Here is a 14,604-nt window from a genome sequence, read left to right as displayed (position 1 = left end):
TCGAAGGATGCATTGCAGCATCCGCTCCTTCATAGCGTGAGTTCTCCTTCAGAACGTGCGGCGGTCGCGCGGCTCAGGAGGGAAACGCCTCAGTCGTCGAGCAGATCCGCCTCGATCACGTCGTCGTCGACGGGCGTAAACCGATACTCCGGCACTCTCGTCGTGCACCCCCACCGTCGTGAACGAACGCGCATTAGCCTCGTGGACTGTGAGGCTCGACGAGTTCCGACGCGATATCGCCCGGGTTCTGAAGCACGCGACGCCCATGATGCTCGCCCAAGTCATCCCTCTCGGCGCATCGTTCGTCCTGATCGCGGTAGCACTCGCGCTCGGTCGAGCCGGCTTCGCAGCCATCATCGGAACGACCGCGACGATCAGCGGTCTCGGAACCCTCATCAACGTCGGCGTCGGGATCGGCACCCTGCGCGAGCTCGCCGTCGCCCGCACCGACGGGGGCCTGATCACCTCCGCGATAGCGACGAATCTGCGACTCGCGTCGGCAGTGTCGTTCATCGTGATCGCGGTGAGCGCCGCAACCGCCGTCGCGCTCAGCCTCGCAACGCCGCACAGCTCAGACCTCGTGGTCGCGCTCTGGATCGCGTTGATCCTCCAGCTTCCCGCCAATGCCCTGTCTTCGCACACCAGTGTGCTCGCCGCCGCCTTTCAACACCTCGGGCGAGAGAAGGACAACCTCGTCATCACGCTCACGCGCACGCTCATCGGCCTGGCGATCGGCCTCGCGATCGTCGTCTTCGTGTCCGATCCGCTCGCCGCGATCGCCCTGCAATCGGTCGTCGCCTCGCTCATGGTCATCGCCATGCTCTGGGAACGTCGGCGGCGACTAGTCCGAGCCGGAATCCGGGTCCGCGTTCTCCTCGCCCCCGACTTCTCGCCCCGCCGCATCGGGGATCGCGTCCTGAACTCCCTCGACGGCGCCGTCTTCATGGTGCTGTTCATGGTCGCGCAGCTGGTCGCGGCCAGCATCTCCGCCGAAGTCGCGGCTCAGGTCGCCGCCGGTGTCGCGCTGTGCCGGACCGTCATCATCCCGCTGAAGATGGTGGGCCAAACCGCCGGGCGGATGACGCTTCAGGACCGCGGTCGGGAGCCTGCGTACCGCGCGGCGTCGTACGGCGTCGTCGGCATCTTCGTCGTCCCCCTCGCGCTGTCGCTCATCCTGCTCTCCGCGTTCGGCCTGAGCCCGGTGGGTGATCCGGTGCTGGGTCTGCTGATCGCCCTGCAACTCCTGCTCGAGCCGTTCTCCGGATCGCTGTTCGCCTACATGAAGGTCACCTTCGGCGCCAGAGCAGGACTGCTCGGGCTGATCCTCACCTATCTCGTGCTCGCGCCCGCCGCGCTGATCGTCTGCAGGTTCACGGCCCCGAGCGCGGTAGGCCTGTGGGCCGCTCTGCTCCTCGTCAGGCTCCTCTTCAGCGTGGCGAACCTCGCTGCACTCCGGACGCTCCTGCGCTCACAGCTCCACCCGACCACCCGCCCGAAATGAAGGAGAACTCACGCTTCGAAGGATGCTGTGCAGCATCCGCTCCTTCATAGCGTGAGTTCTCCTTCAGAACGTGCGGCGGTGGGTTGCCCGGCCCCGCAGGGGAAGCGCCTCAGTCGTCGAGCAGTTCCGCCTCGATCACGTCGTCGTCTTCCTCGGGCTCGGGCGCGGGCTCCGGCGTCGTGGAGGTGAGGACGAGGCCCGCACCGTCGGCAGCGACATCCACCCGCACGGTGTCACCATCGTGCACACCGCCCGAGAGCAGCGCGGTCGCCAGCTTGTTCTGCACCTCGCTCTGGATGAGGCGGCGCAGCGGCCGGGCACCGAACATCGGGTCGTACCCGCGCTCGGCGAGCCAGGCGCGCGCATCCGGTGTCACGGCGAGCGTGAGCCGGCGGTCCTTCAGGCGGTCGTGCAGCTGGTCGACCGAGAGTTCGACGATCTGCGCGAGGTCGTCTTCGCTGAGCGCCGAGAACATCACGATGTCGTCGAGGCGGTTCAGGAACTCCGGACGGAACGCCTGCCGCACGAGCGCCATGACCTGCTCGCGCTTGACCTCGGGCGACAGCACCGGATCGATGAGGATCGGCGAGCCGAGGTTCGACGTGAGGATCAGGATCACGTTGGAGAAGTCGACCGTTCGGCCCTGACCGTCGGTCAGACGACCGTCGTCGAGAACCTGCAGCAGCACGTCGAACACCTCGGGGTGCGCCTTCTCGACCTCGTCGAGCAGGATCACGCTGTACGGACGACGCCGCACAGCCTCGGTCAGCTGACCGCCCTGCTCGTAGCCGATGTATCCCGGAGGGGCACCGACGAGCCGGGACACCGAGTGCTTCTCGCCGTACTCCGACATGTCGATGCGCACCATCGAGTGCTCGTCGTCGAACAGGAACTCCGCCAGCGCCTTGGCCAGCTCGGTCTTGCCGACACCGGTCGGCCCGAGGAACAGGAACGACCCGGTCGGACGGCCGGGGTCGCTGATGCCGGCACGCGAGCGGCGAACGGCATCCGACACGGCCTTGACGGCATCCTTCTGCCCGATCAGGCGCTTGCCGAGCTCGCGCTCGAGGTGCAGCAGCTTCTCGCTCTCACCCTGCAGCAGGCGGCCGACCGGGATGCCCGTCCACGCGGCGATGACCGCGGCGATGTCCTCCTCGGTGACCTGCTCGTTGACCATGCGCGGTTCGGCGGGGGTCGCCGCCTCGGCCTGCTCGGCTTCGGCGATGTCGCGCTCCAGGCGCTTGATGGTCTCGTACTCCAGCTTCGAGGCCTTCGTGTAGTCGGCGTTGCGCATCGCGAGGTCGCGCTGGGTGATCGCGTCGTCGAGCTGCTTCTTGAGCTCGCCGACCCGGTTCAGGCCCTGACGCTCGCGCGCCCACCGGGCCTCCAGCCCTGCGAGTTCCTTCTCCATCTCGACGAGGTGCTCACGGAGCGTGCCGAGGCGCTCCTTCGACGCGGCGTCCTTCTCGCGTTTGAGAGCCAGCTCCTCCAGCTTCAGCCGGTCGACCTGGCGCTTGAGCTGGTCGATCTCGACCGGCGAGGAGTCGATCTCCATCTTGAGCCGCGACATCGACTCGTCGATCAGATCGATCGCCTTGTCCGGAAGCTGGCGCGCGGGAAGGTACCGGTTCGAGAGTGCGGCAGCGGCGACGAGGGCACTGTCGGAGATCGTGACACCGTGGTGCGCCTCGTAGCGCCCCTTGAGTCCGCGGAGGATCGCGATGGTGTCCTCGACCGTGGGCTCGCCGACGTACACCTGCTGGAAGCGACGCTCGAGCGCGGCATCCTTCTCGATGAACTCGCGGTACTCGTTGAGCGTGGTCGCGCCGATCAGGCGCAGCTCGCCGCGGGCCAGCATGGGCTTGAGCATGTTGGAGGCCGCGACCGAACCCTCGCCGCCACCCGCACCCATCAGCACGTGCAGCTCGTCGATGAACGTGATGACCTGGCCGTCGGACTCGGTGATCTCCTTGAGGACCTGCTTCAGCCGCTCTTCGAACTGCCCGCGGTACATGGCGCCGGCCACGAGAGCCGAGATGTCGAGGGTGACCAGTTCCTTGTCCTTGAGCGACTCGGCGACGTCGCCGGCGACGATGCGCTGGGCGAGGCCTTCGACGACGGCGGTCTTGCCGACGCCGGGCTCACCGATCAGCACCGGGTTGTTCTTGGTGCGGCGGGTGAGGACCTGGCTGACGCGACGGATCTCACTGTCGCGTCCGATCACCGGGTCGAGCTTGCCCTCGCGGGCGCGGTCGGTCAGGTTGATGCCGAACTGCTCGAGGGCGGACTGCTGGTCTTGGTTCTGGTTGCCGGTCTGCGGGTTGCTCATGCGCTCCTCCTGGAGATGCTCCTTCTGGTCGTCTCCCGCCGACCGGACGGACGGCGGGATCAAAGTTGAGTCGTGTTGACTCAAGTTTAGCACTCGGTCGCATTCTCCTCCAGTCGATGTCCCGCGCCGAGCCCGGCCTCAGCGCTCCCGCTGGACGGCGTCCCAGATCGCGGCCGCGACCGCACGTTTCGAGCCGGATGCCGCGCCGGCATCCGCCCCGCCCGGGCCGAGGATGTGCACGGCGTTCTCGGCGCTCTCGAACCCGCGTTCCCAGCCGACCTCGTTCACGACGAGCAGGTCGACCCCCTTGCGCTGCTGCTTGCGGCGAGCGCGGGCGAGCAGCTCGGCCTCGTCCTCCGGGGTCTCGGCCGCGAAGGCGATGACGAGCTGCCCGGGTCTCCGGCCCGAGGAGAGTGCGGCGACGATGTCCTCGTTCTCGACCAGCTCGATCGCGGGCACTCCCCCGCTCTCCTTCGTGAGCTTGCGGTCCGACACCGCGACCGGCCGATAGTCGGCCACGGCCGCCGCCATCACCACCACGTCGGCGCCCGGGGCCTCCCGCTTCATCGCGTCGGCGAGGTCCGCCGCCGATCCGACGGGGACGACGCGGATCGCCGGATGCCGCACCTCGGCGAGCACGTCGCCTGCGATGTTCGCCGCGACCAGGGTCACCTCCGCGCCGCGGGCGGCAGCCTCGGCCGCGAGGGCCGCGCCCTGCCGGCCGCTGGACCGGTTGCCGAGGAAGCGCACGGGGTCGATGGGCTCGCGTGTGCCGCCGGCCGAGACGACGACGCGCACACCGGCGAGGTCTCCGGGAGCGAGCAGCGCCTGTGCCGCCGCGAAGATCTCCTCGGGCTCCGCCATCCGCCCGGGTCCGCTGTCACCGCCCGCGAGTTCGCCGTCCGCGGGGCCGACGAGGTGCACGCCGCGCTCCCGCAGCGTCGCGATGTTCGCCTGCGTTGCCCTGTTCCGCCACATCTCGGCGTGCATGGCCGGAGCGATCAGCACCGGGGCCTCGGTGGCGAGCAGGGTCGTGCCGAGGAGGTCGTCGGCGAGTCCTGTGGTGATCTTGGCGATCGAGTTCGCGGTCGCCGGCGCCACGATCACGAGTTCGGCGGCCTGGCCGAGCGCGACGTGGCGCACCTTCGCCACGTCGTCGTGCACGCTCGTGGTGACCGGGTGGCGACTGATCGCCTCCCAGGTCGGCAGCCCCACGAAGCGCAGCGCATCCTCGGTGGGCACCACGGTCACGTCGTGCCCACCCTTCGTGAGCAGGCGCACGAGGTGCACCGTCTTGTACGCGGCGATGCCGCCCGTGACTCCGACGACGATGTTCACGTCTCGATTCTGCCCCAGCATCCACCGCCGCGGGCCGACACCGGCATCATCGACCTAGACTTGGCCCCGTGTGCACGGTCGTGATCGATGTCGAGGATGCCGGTGTCGCGAGGCTTCTGGCGGTGCGTGACGAAGACCCCCAGCGGCAATGGGACGCTCTCGGCCCCTGGTGGCCGGAGCAGTATCCGGGGGTGATCGGCATCCGGGATCGTCGCGCGGGCGGGGCCTGGCTCGCCGCGAACCCCGCGGAGCACCGGCTGGCGGTGCTGCTGAACCGCGCTGACGTGCGCGACCTCCCCGACGCTCAGGCCGTATCCCGCGGATCCCTCGCACTCGAGTCGGTCGTGGGCCGCTCCCCCGTCGCCCCGCTGCCCATGCACGGCTTCAACCTGCTGGAGGTCGGGCCCGAGGGCGCGCGCGTGCTGTCGTGGGATGGCGTCGAGCTTCGCGAGACCCCCATCGTGCCCGGCACGCACATGATCGCGCACGACGACCTCGACGACGAGGCGACGCCGCGGATCACCGCCTGGCTGCCCGAGTTCCGCGCGCTGGGTCCGACGGCCGACTTCGAGGACTGGGCGGCCGAATGGACCGCGCTCCTCGCGTCGTCGGCGAAGCTCGCCCCCGAGGACGACCGCGCGATCATCCGCGACAACCGCCCGCACGGGTACCCCACGCAGTCGCTCCTCTATGCGACGGCATCCGTCACCCCCGCAGGCCTCGAGGTGCGCGACCACGCGCTCCCCTCGCCGGCGCACTGGAGCGTGTGAGCGCACATTCCCCGCATTCCGGCGATGCGAGCAACGGATGCGCCACGCCGAGGACTGCGTAGTCATTCCTCTCCTCCACCCGGTCTAGCATGGGAAGCCCGGCACGAAGAGGAGGGCCCATGCCGCCGAAGTCCCGCGGTGTGACCAGCGTCGACGTCGCCCGAGCGGCGGGCGTGTCGCAGACGACGGTGTCCCGCATCGTCAACGGCCATGAAGGCGTCTCGGAGCGGGTGCGCGCCAAGGTCGAGGCGGCCATCCAGCAGCTCGACTACCGCCCCAACCTCAGCGCCCGGAGCCTCGTCACCAGCCGCACCCAGACGATCGGCGTCGTGCTCGGCGACCCGCGCAACAGCTACTACGCCGAACTGCTGCACACCATCAGCGACGATCTCAACCGCGCCGGATATCGCGCTCTCATCCTCAGCGGTCGCGCCGACACCACCGAAGACCTCGCGAGGACCCTGCGGGAGACGAACGTCGACGGCGTCATCCTCACGACGACTCTGCTCTCGCCCGATGACGAGGGTCGCATCGTGTCGCTCGGCGTCCCCGCGGTGACGATGGGCCCCGGGGCCGTGCCGGACAACGACTCGATCTCGCCCGACAACATGGACGGAGGCCGCATCGCGGGTCGCCATCTGGCGTCTCTCGGCCATCGACGCATCGGAGTGATCGCCGGACCGCTCGGCACGACCTCGGTGCGCGATCGGCACGAAGGCTTCCTGTCGGAGCTCGAGGGCGCAGGGGTCGCGTTCGACCCCTCGCTGCTCGACGTCGCCGACCTCGACTACACCCGAGCGTTCGAGGCCGCGACACGCCTGCTGCAGCTGCCGGAGCCTCCCACCGCACTCTTCTGCCACAACGACCTCGTGGCTTTCGGCGCCTTGAACGCCGCGAAAGCACTCGGAATCGGCGTGCCGGACCAGGTGTCGGTGCTCGGGTTCGACGATGTCGCGATGTCGTCGTGGCAGGCCTTCGATCTGACCACGGTGCGTCAGCCGATCCTCGACATGGCGCACGGTGCCGTCGAGCTGCTGCTCGCGCGTCTCGCCGCGCCGGAGCAGGATGCCGCGCACGTGCTGCTGCCCTGCTCGCTCGTCGAGCGTTCGACCACACGGGCGATCTGACCGGAACGCCGACGCCGGCCGGCTCAGGCCGCCGGCACCGCCGAAGCCTCTGAATCCTCGGCGCAGGAGAACCGCGCCCGGTAGGCCGTGGGCGTGAGTCCGAGCACCCTCGCGAAGTTCTGCCGCAACACGGCCGCCGAGCCGAACCCGCACTCGTCGGCGATGTGGTCGAGGGGAAGGTCGGTGCGCTCCAGCATCCGCTGGGCATGGATGATGCGCTGGCGTGCGAGCCAGGCCGCGGGCGTCGCGCCGTACTCGGCCTTGAACCGTCGGGCGAAGGTGCGCGGCGACATCAGGGCTCTGGCCGCGAGCTGATCGACTCCGAGGTCGTCGCGGAGGTGCTCGACGGCCCAGTCGGCGACCGCCGCGAGCGAGTCGGTGGCGACCACGGGGATCGGACGGTCGATGAACTGCGCCTGGCCGCCGTCACGCTGCGGGGGCACCACCATGCGACGCGCGATGCGGTTGGTGAGCTCGGCGCCCACCTCCTGGCGGAGCAGATGCAGGCACGCATCGATGCCGGCGGCGGTGCCGGCGCTGGTGATGATCTTCCCGTCCTGCACGAAGAGCACATCGGGGTCGATGTCGATCTGCGGGTACATGTCGGCCATCACGTGCGCGTACATCCAGTGCGTCGTCGCACGTCGCCCGTCGAGCACGCCGGCGGCGGCGAGGATGAACGAGCCGCTGCAGACGCTCATCACCCAGGCGCCGCGGTCGACCGCGTGCCGGGCGACGTCGAGCAGGAGCGGATCGATGTCGCCCCAGCGCTCGCGCGGCACGGGGCAGAACACGACGAGGTCGGCTTCGTAGGCGAAGGCCAGGTCGTGCTCGACGTTGACCGAGAAGCCGATCTTCGACTTCACCACGCCCGCGTGCGGGGCGACGATGCGGAAGTCGAAGTTCGGCACGCCGTCGGCGGACCGATCGAGCCCGAACGCTTCGCAGGCAACGCCGAACTCGAACGGCGCGAAGCCGTCCTGGATGACGCAGGCCACTGTCTTCATGCACACTCCCGGTTGGCAGTTTTCGTACGATGATAGTCGATTCTGCCACTCGTGACAGTTCAGCATCGAACGTAGCGTTTCTGCCATGATACTCGTCATCGCACTCATCGCTCTGGTCGTGTGGGCAACCGTCGCCACCGTCGTCGAACTCCGTCGCGACGGCTACCACCGCGCGCCGACCGACTGGAGTCGCATCGGTGGTCGCGACATCCACCAGCAGGCCGAGTCCGGGCACGGCTACCGCTGAACCCGGCTCGAGCCGCGGTGTATGGTCGGCTCATGATCCCGCTGGACAACCTCGTCGCCTTCGCCGTCGCCTCCGTCGTGATCATCGTCATCCCCGGTCCGAGCGTGCTGTTCGTGATCGGCCGCTCACTCTCGCTCGGCCGGCGCGCCGGCGTGCTCAGCGTCGTCGGAAACGCACTCGGCACCGTGCCGGCCGTCCTCGCCGTGGCCTTCGGGGTCGGGGCGATCGTCGCCTCCTCCGTGGTGGCGTTCACCGTCATCAAGATCGTCGGCGCCGCCTACCTGGTCTGGCTCGGCGTGCAGGCGATCCGCCACCGCCATGACCACGTCCCGGATGCGGGTCGCGCACCGGCCTCCGCCGCGAAGCTGCTGCGCCAGGGCTTCATCGTCGGGCTGACCAACCCGAAGACGATCGCGTTCTTCGTGGCCGTGCTCCCGCAGTTCGTCGCGCCGGCGGCCGGCCCGGTCTGGGCGCAACTGCTCCTGCTCGGGCTCACCTTCCAGGCGCTCGCACTGGTCTGCGACAGCGTGTGGGCCCTCGCCGCCGGAACCGCGCGCACCTGGTTCGCCCGCTCACCCCGCCGCATGTCGACGCTCTCCGGAACCGGGGGCGTGATGATGATCGGCCTCGGCGGCACACTCGCGCTGACCGGCGCCAAGAGCTGAGCCGATTCCCCCGTGCGGATCGCGGGCACCACGGCTACGCTCGTCGTCATGAGCGAGCCCTCGCAGCCTCCCGCGCACCTGCCCGCCGATCCGCAGTACCCCGGCACGCACACGTTCCCGACCCACGCGTCCAGTGCGCCACCCTCTGATCCGGCCGACCCCGCTGCCCCGGCTGCTCCTGCTGCTCCTGCTGCGTATCCGACCGCCGCCACTCACCCGGCCGGCGCTCCCGCGTATCCGACCGGCTCCGCCTACCCACCCGGCTCCGCCTACCCCAACGGCTCCGCCTACCCGACCGCAACCCCGGGCTATCCGGGTGGAGTTCCGGGCCAGCCCGCGCCGTGGCCGGCCACTCCCGGAGCCCCCACGGCCGTTGCCGGCAGCATGCTCGGCCGCACCGCCTTCGTGATCGCCGTGGTCACGCTCGCGGTCAACCTCATCTCGTCGATCGTCCGACTCTTCATCTACACATCGGACTTCGGGTACGGAGCGGCCTACGCGATCGACGACGCGATCGGCGTGATCTCGTTCTTCGCGTATGCCGTGGCCCTCGTGCTGGGCATCATCGCCGCGCGCCGACCGGGCGCGCGCCTCCTCACCGGCATCGCGATCGGGATCGCCGGAGCCGGTGCTCTCGGGATGATCTTCAGCTGGGTCGGCATCGCGTTCCTGCGCTTCGTCTGAAGCTCAGCCCTCGTCAGCGCCCGGCGCGCACCCGCTCGTAGACGTCGATCATGGCCGCCGTGCGCGACGACTGCCGGAACGCCTCCGAAACCTCGGGAACCGGGGTGGGCGCGGTGCCGGCGGCGATGTCGGATGCGGCCCTGCCCAGGGTCTCCGCGAGCGCGGCCACCCGTCGGGTCTCGAGCTCCCGTCCGGAAACGGTGGTGCCGGCACCCGGAACCGCCCACAATCCCCCGCCGAGCTCGGCCGCGATGTCGGGGTCGCAGATCACGGAGGGCGTGCCGAGGGTGGCCGCCTCGAACGGGGTCATCCCCTGGGTCTCGAAGCCGATCGACGTCTGCACGAGCGCGTCGGCGGCGGCGATCCGCTCCAGGGTCTGCGGGTAGGTCAGCCGTCCGGCGAAGCGCACGCCGTCATGCCCGCGCACGATCTTCTCGGCCGCGGCGCGCTGCCCTCCGCCGCCGATGATCTCGAGTTCCGCGTCGATTCCGGCGGCGACGAACGCCTCGAGGAAGGGAAGCAGGCGCTTCTCGGGGCTCATCCGGCCGAGCCAGACGAACCGGGGCGGTCCCGGCTCCCTGACTGCGGGTCGTGCAGCGAGCGTCTGTGCACGCAGGTCGTCGTCGATGCCGTTCCAGATCACGTCGACCCGCGGGAAGACATCGTGTTGCTCCAGGCGGCGGGCGAAATGCGTCGACGGCGCGGTCACGGCGGATGCTCCGACGGCGAGTCCACGCAGGAACGCCCAGCCGTCCGCGCCGCGCACCGGGTCGCCGATCCCGCGCATCGCCCCGCGGCGCCAGGCGTTCAACACGCCGAGCACGGGCCGGTGCAGCGGGGTCACGGCCGCGATCCCGACGTCGACGCGGTTGTGCATCGTGTGCACGACCGGGATGCCGTGTCGCTGGGCGTAACGGTGACCGATGAACGCCCCCCAGAAGTCAGCTTGCACGTGCACCAGGTCGACCGGCGGGCGGCGGGTCATCGCTCTGTCGAGGAAGCGGTCGGTCGCGCGCCCCGGCCAGCTCATGGAGTACTCGCGGTCGAGCGTGATCGGCACCGAGGGGAGGTCGATGTACGCCCCGCCGTGGGTATCGGATGGCGTGCGCGATCCGTGCATCTTCGGCGCGACGACCGTGACCGTGTGTCCGGCGCGTTCGAGGAACTCCCGCTGGAGCCGCATCGACACCTGCGCGCCGCCGAGGGAGTCGAGGTGCTGATCCCCGAAGAAGACGATGTGCATGGCGGGTTACTCCGCCGCCGACGCGTCGCGGCGCCGTGAACTGATGGGGATACTGTGCATGGCGGGTTACTCCGCTACTCCGGCAACGGCTCGTCGCGGTACAGCGCCTCGAAGGTGTCGAGTGTGCGGTTGATGTCGTGGATCGCGACACCGTCGAGCGAAGCGCGCTGCATCCGCTCGTACTCGGCGGGGTCGGCGGTGAGCACGTCGGTCAGGCGCGCGGCGAGCTCGTCGACGTTGCCCGGCTCGAACAGGTAGCCGTTCTCACCATCGTGCACGAGGTGCGGGAGCGCCACGGCATCCGCCGCGACGATCGGCAGCGCCGACGCCATGGCCTCCATGGTCGCGATGGACTGCAGCTCGGCGATCGACGCGATCACGAACAGGCTCGCTCGGGACAGCAGTGCCCGGAGCTCCTCGTCAGTGGTGCGCCCGTGGAACGTGACGCGGTCGGCGAGACCGAGCTGCGCCGCCAGGTGCTCCAGCTGCTTGCGCTGGTCGCCGCCGCCGACGATGTCGAACGTGGTGTCGAGGGCCGGGTCGAGCTTCGTCATCGCCTTGAGGATGACCTCGACCTGCTTCTCGGCCGTGAGGCGTCCGACGAAGACGATGCGGTTCTTGTCGCGCGGGGCGATCACGGGCGAGTACTGCGTGCGGTCGATGCCGCAGCTCACCGGGATCACTCCCTCCACCTCGACCGTCTTCTCGAGGAAGTCGGCGGCGCGACGCGTCGGGGTGGTGATGGCACGGGTCTTGTCGAAGGTGCGCTTGGCGTCGGCCCAGGCGAACTTGAGCACGAGGTCGTCGATGAACTTCGGCATGGTCGTGTGGTCGAGGATGTTCTCGGCCATGACGTGGTTGGTCGCGATGACCGGGATGCCGCGCTCGTTCGCGATGTAGGCGAGGCCGCGGCCGATCACGATGTGCGACTGGATGTGCACGACATCCGGCTGCACCTGGTCGATGACCTTGCGGGCGTAGTGCTTCGAACGCCACGGCCACACGAACCGCAGCCAGTCGTGCGGCGCCCAGCGCACCGACGGCAGACGGTGCAGCGTCATCGGCTCGCCCTCGATGACCTCGGTGTGCGGCTGCGCGCGACGGTAGGCCTGGTTGGGGGCCACGACGTGCACGTCATGTCCGCGCTGCACGAGCCCTGCGGCGAGGCGCTCGGCGAAGCGGGCGGCGCCGTTGATGTCGGGCGCGAAGGTGTCGCAGCCGATCACGATCTTCAACGGGCGGGGCGCGGGGGCGGCGGCGGGGCCGCTCGACGGATCGATCGGATCGTCGGAGGAGGTCACAGACATGCTGCCTTACGATGTGGCGGCCAAGGGAAAGCCCTGGTCGGGGCGCTGGCCACTCTACCCGAGGGGTCTGATCGGACAGCGGCGGCATACCGGCATCCCCTCAGCCTCAGCCGATACCGTGGAGCCATGCGACTGACTGCCGACGCCGATCCCCAGCTGTGGATTCCCGTGACGGACTCGCTCGGGTGGAAGGGCCGCCGGCATCGCAAGGCGGCGATCCGCATGCTCCTGGGTCAGGTCAACGCCGCCGTGGGTGCGACCGAGCGCCCCGGGTCCCGGTTCGGCGCGTGGGCGATGAGCCAGGCGGCGCCGATGCTGATGAAGCGGGCGGATGGCCGCGTCCTGGTGTGGACCTGGAAGGCCGAGCCGGAGCTGGTCGTGGCGATGGCGTCGGCGCAGGTCCTGACCCCCGATGTGCGGATCGCTCGCGCATCGATGCCGATGGACTTCGACGACACGGAGTCGTTCCCCACCCGGCTCGGCGTCGGTGAGAAGCTGCTCGTGCCGATGCCGCCTTCGCCGGCGTCGCCGCCCTTCGCGACCTACACCTGGGACACGGGCACCCATCTGGTGACGCTGACCGCGGTGTGCAGCGACAAGGAGCGGTTCGGCACCCTGACCGGCGCGCTCGACGATCTGGCGCGCAGCATCCGCATCGCCGACGACCTCACCGGTGGAGAATCCCCCGGCGTGCTGCGGCTCGATCCCGCCTGAGCGCGCTCGCCCTTCACAACTAGTGAAGTCAGGTAACTATGTATTAGCATCAGCATTATGAACCCGCTGCTGCTCGACCGCCTGCTCCAGATCGGCGACCTCTTCCAGCGCGACATGGCGCGGGCGTTCGACGGCACCGGCCTCACCACGGCACGCGTGCATCTGCTGTGGATGCTGCAGCACGCCGGGCCCTCGACGCAGCAGACGCTGGCCCGCCTGTGCGAGGTCACTCCGCGCAACATCACCGGCCTCGTCGATGCGCTGGAAGCATCCGGTCACGTGCGCCGCACCCCGCACCCGTCTGATCGGCGGGCGGTGCTCGTCGAGCTGACCCCCTCGGCCACCGAGACGATGGCGCAGATGCAGAAGGAGCACGCCGAGCTCAACGCGACGCTCGTCGCGGCCGTCGCCCCGGAAGATCGCGACGCCGTGGAGCGCGGCATCACCGCCATCGCCACCCACCTCGAGCAGCTCGTGACTCAGGCGGCGAGCGAGCCGGGGAAGGACGCCCCGTGAGCGCCGAGCCGAGCGTGAGTCGGGCGCACCAGCCCACCCCGCCGCCCACCCCGACCCGCGCCGCCCGCATCCTCAACATGCTCCACCGTGCGCTGATCGCCGAGCTCCGCGTGTACTCGAGCATCGGTCGCGCGATCGCTCGGCGCCCTGCGGTCCCGGAGGGCGGCACCGGCATCGGCTACCACCGCCCGGTGCTGACCGTGCTCATCATCTTCATCGTGCTGTCCGCCGTCGAGATCCCGATCCTCGATCTGATCGTGCACCCGTGGCCGGCGGTGCGCATCCCGATCCTCATCCTCGGGATCTGGGGGCTGACCTGGATGATCGGGCTCCTGTGCGCGATGCTGCTTCGTCCGCATGCCGTGGCGCCGGACGGCATCCGAGTGCGGAGCGGCTTGGAGGTCGACGTCTTCGTCCCCTGGGATGCGGTCGCCTCGGTGGCGATCTCGAAGCGCGTCGACGAGCCGAAGCAGCCGCGCATCTCCGACACCGACCACGGAGCCGAGTACGCCGAGCGGATGCAGGACGAGACGAACATCGAGATCGAACTGGAGCGTCCGTTCGCGATCCGCCTTCCCGGCCTCGCGCCGCGCGGCGGTGAGCACCAGGTCACCAGCATCCGGCTCTGGGCGGATGAGCCGCGCGCGTTCCTCGACGCCGCCCGTCCGTTCCTGGCCGCCGCCGGCTGAGCGCGCGCGACAACGCGGCTCAGTCCAGTCCGCGCTCCGCGAGCCACTCCTTCGCGACCCGCGCGGGCACTCGCACCAGCCACGCATCCGTGATGATCTCCGTCAGCCGATCGCGGTCGATGACGTCCAGACGCACGAGCAGTCCGGGGTAGCCGTCGAAGTGCGGGATCGTGAACAGAACCTCGGGCTCTGCGGCGAGCAGCGCCTCCTTCTCCTCGAGGTCGGCGACGCGCACCGCGAGCACCGTTCCCGCCGGCCACTCCCGCCCGAGCTCCGCGAGCTGCCGCAGGTCGGTCGCACTCGGGCCGCGGAGCCACGCGAACTGCCCGCTCTTCAGCCGCCACGCCGCCTCGCCGGTGTGACCGCTCACCGCTTCCTCGGCCCCCGGGAGGGCGAGGGCGATCGCCCGCGCGTCGTCGATGCTCGCCATCCCGCCATCGTCGCGCACGCGGGCGGCCGCCACAACA

Annotated in this window: 15 protein-coding genes; 9 read left to right on the top strand and 6 right to left on the bottom strand. The window is 69.7% G+C overall.

The features are described from left to right. Window positions 1-265 precede the first annotated feature (265 nt). Window positions 266-1,501 carry a hypothetical protein gene (locus tag AC6CHX_RS09320; protein ID WP_498272578.1) on the top strand — a complete coding sequence of 412 codons (1,236 nt, stop codon included), beginning with the start codon at window positions 266-268 and terminating at the stop codon, window positions 1,499-1,501. 109 nt (window positions 1,502-1,610) lie between these two features. On the opposite strand, the gene AC6CHX_RS09315 is transcribed toward AC6CHX_RS09320, so the two are convergent. Together AC6CHX_RS09315 and coaBC are read right to left on the bottom strand one after the other, a co-directional pair. Continuing rightward, window positions 1,611-3,830, bottom strand: coding sequence for an ATP-dependent Clp protease ATP-binding subunit (locus AC6CHX_RS09315; protein WP_498272577.1), 2,220 nt, complete (start codon window positions 3,828-3,830; stop codon window positions 1,611-1,613). A gap of 138 nt (window positions 3,831-3,968) precedes the next feature. Continuing rightward, window positions 3,969-5,168 carry a bifunctional phosphopantothenoylcysteine decarboxylase/phosphopantothenate--cysteine ligase CoaBC gene (gene coaBC / locus AC6CHX_RS09310; RefSeq protein ID WP_498272576.1) on the bottom strand — a complete coding sequence of 400 codons (1,200 nt, stop codon included), beginning with the start codon at window positions 5,166-5,168 and terminating at the stop codon, window positions 3,969-3,971. Between the two features lie 68 nt (window positions 5,169-5,236). On the opposite strand from coaBC, the gene AC6CHX_RS09305 reads away from it, so the two are divergent. Beyond that, window positions 5,237-5,938: an NRDE family protein gene (locus tag AC6CHX_RS09305; RefSeq protein WP_498272575.1), complete on the top strand. Its 702-nt coding sequence runs from the start codon at window positions 5,237-5,239 to the stop codon at window positions 5,936-5,938. Window positions 5,939-6,057: 119 nt separating this feature from the next. Further along, the gene (locus AC6CHX_RS09300) at window positions 6,058-7,065 is read left to right on the top strand and encodes a LacI family DNA-binding transcriptional regulator (protein WP_498272574.1); all 1,008 of its coding nucleotides are present in this window, start codon (window positions 6,058-6,060) and stop codon (window positions 7,063-7,065) included. A 23-nt stretch (window positions 7,066-7,088) separates the two neighbouring features. Here the strand turns inward: AC6CHX_RS09300 and AC6CHX_RS09295 are convergent, their stop codons facing one another. Beyond that, window positions 7,089-8,072: a GlxA family transcriptional regulator gene (locus tag AC6CHX_RS09295; RefSeq protein WP_498272573.1), complete on the bottom strand. Its 984-nt coding sequence runs from the start codon at window positions 8,070-8,072 to the stop codon at window positions 7,089-7,091. An 85-nt stretch (window positions 8,073-8,157) separates the two neighbouring features. On the opposite strand from AC6CHX_RS09295, the gene AC6CHX_RS09290 reads away from it, so the two are divergent. From AC6CHX_RS09290 to AC6CHX_RS09280, 3 genes are read left to right on the top strand one after another with little or no spacing between them, the layout of a single operon-like run. Beyond that, entirely contained in the window at window positions 8,158-8,319 is a 162-nt protein-coding gene (locus AC6CHX_RS09290) for a hypothetical protein (protein ID WP_168429585.1), read from the top strand. A gap of 32 nt (window positions 8,320-8,351) precedes the next feature. Further along, window positions 8,352-8,984: a LysE family translocator gene (locus AC6CHX_RS09285; RefSeq protein WP_498272572.1), complete on the top strand. Its 633-nt coding sequence runs from the start codon at window positions 8,352-8,354 to the stop codon at window positions 8,982-8,984. 48 nt (window positions 8,985-9,032) lie between these two features. Then, the gene (locus AC6CHX_RS09280) at window positions 9,033-9,668 is read left to right on the top strand and encodes a hypothetical protein (RefSeq protein ID WP_498272571.1); all 636 of its coding nucleotides are present in this window, start codon (window positions 9,033-9,035) and stop codon (window positions 9,666-9,668) included. Between the two features lie 13 nt (window positions 9,669-9,681). On the opposite strand, the gene AC6CHX_RS09275 is transcribed toward AC6CHX_RS09280, so the two are convergent. Beyond that, entirely contained in the window at window positions 9,682-10,911 is a 1,230-nt protein-coding gene (locus AC6CHX_RS09275) for a glycosyltransferase family 4 protein (protein WP_498272570.1), read from the bottom strand. A gap of 74 nt (window positions 10,912-10,985) precedes the next feature. Next, window positions 10,986-12,218 carry a glycosyltransferase gene (locus tag AC6CHX_RS09270; RefSeq protein ID WP_498272569.1) on the bottom strand — a complete coding sequence of 411 codons (1,233 nt, stop codon included), beginning with the start codon at window positions 12,216-12,218 and terminating at the stop codon, window positions 10,986-10,988. A gap of 126 nt (window positions 12,219-12,344) precedes the next feature. On the opposite strand from AC6CHX_RS09270, the gene AC6CHX_RS09265 reads away from it, so the two are divergent. The 3 genes from AC6CHX_RS09265 to AC6CHX_RS09255 are packed head-to-tail and all read left to right on the top strand — an operon-like array spanning window position 12,345 to window position 14,137. Next, entirely contained in the window at window positions 12,345-12,932 is a 588-nt protein-coding gene (locus AC6CHX_RS09265) for a hypothetical protein (RefSeq protein ID WP_498272568.1), read from the top strand. Between the two features lie 57 nt (window positions 12,933-12,989). Then, window positions 12,990-13,448, top strand: coding sequence for a MarR family winged helix-turn-helix transcriptional regulator (locus AC6CHX_RS09260; protein WP_498272567.1), 459 nt, complete (start codon window positions 12,990-12,992; stop codon window positions 13,446-13,448). Further along, window positions 13,445-14,137, top strand: coding sequence for a hypothetical protein (locus tag AC6CHX_RS09255; RefSeq protein ID WP_498272566.1), 693 nt, complete (start codon window positions 13,445-13,447; stop codon window positions 14,135-14,137). The genes AC6CHX_RS09260 and AC6CHX_RS09255 overlap by 4 nt, the downstream gene beginning before the upstream one ends. Window positions 14,138-14,156: 19 nt before the next feature. Here the strand turns inward: AC6CHX_RS09255 and AC6CHX_RS09250 are convergent, their stop codons facing one another. Beyond that, window positions 14,157-14,567, bottom strand: coding sequence for an MmcQ/YjbR family DNA-binding protein (locus AC6CHX_RS09250; RefSeq protein ID WP_498272565.1), 411 nt, complete (start codon window positions 14,565-14,567; stop codon window positions 14,157-14,159). Window positions 14,568-14,604 lie beyond the last annotated feature (37 nt).

This window comes from Microbacterium sp. GQ128 (assembly GCF_059758615.1).
Note: the sequence above shows the minus strand (reverse complement) of the source record. Positions and strands in the feature narration are given on the sequence as shown.

Excerpts from the sequence above, each read along its gene's own strand:
- AC6CHX_RS09250 (WP_498272565.1), bottom strand. The coding sequence starts at position 14,567 with ATGGCGAGCATCGACGACGCGCGGGCGATCGCCCTCGCCCTCCCGGGG.
- AC6CHX_RS09275 (WP_498272570.1), bottom strand. The coding sequence starts at position 10,911 with ATGCACATCGTCTTCTTCGGGGATCAGCACCTCGACTCCCTCGGCGGC.
- AC6CHX_RS09270 (WP_498272569.1), bottom strand. The coding sequence starts at position 12,218 with ATGTCTGTGACCTCCTCCGACGATCCGATCGATCCGTCGAGCGGCCCC.
- AC6CHX_RS09290 (WP_168429585.1), top strand. The coding sequence starts at position 8,158 with ATGATACTCGTCATCGCACTCATCGCTCTGGTCGTGTGGGCAACCGTC.
- AC6CHX_RS09300 (WP_498272574.1), top strand. The coding sequence starts at position 6,058 with ATGCCGCCGAAGTCCCGCGGTGTGACCAGCGTCGACGTCGCCCGAGCG.
- AC6CHX_RS09265 (WP_498272568.1), top strand. The coding sequence starts at position 12,345 with ATGCGACTGACTGCCGACGCCGATCCCCAGCTGTGGATTCCCGTGACG.
- AC6CHX_RS09280 (WP_498272571.1), top strand. The coding sequence starts at position 9,033 with ATGAGCGAGCCCTCGCAGCCTCCCGCGCACCTGCCCGCCGATCCGCAG.
- AC6CHX_RS09315 (WP_498272577.1), bottom strand. The coding sequence starts at position 3,830 with ATGAGCAACCCGCAGACCGGCAACCAGAACCAAGACCAGCAGTCCGCC.
- AC6CHX_RS09285 (WP_498272572.1), top strand. The coding sequence starts at position 8,352 with ATGATCCCGCTGGACAACCTCGTCGCCTTCGCCGTCGCCTCCGTCGTG.
- AC6CHX_RS09320 (WP_498272578.1), top strand. The coding sequence starts at position 266 with ATGATGCTCGCCCAAGTCATCCCTCTCGGCGCATCGTTCGTCCTGATC.
- AC6CHX_RS09295 (WP_498272573.1), bottom strand. The coding sequence starts at position 8,072 with ATGAAGACAGTGGCCTGCGTCATCCAGGACGGCTTCGCGCCGTTCGAG.
- AC6CHX_RS09260 (WP_498272567.1), top strand. The coding sequence starts at position 12,990 with ATGAACCCGCTGCTGCTCGACCGCCTGCTCCAGATCGGCGACCTCTTC.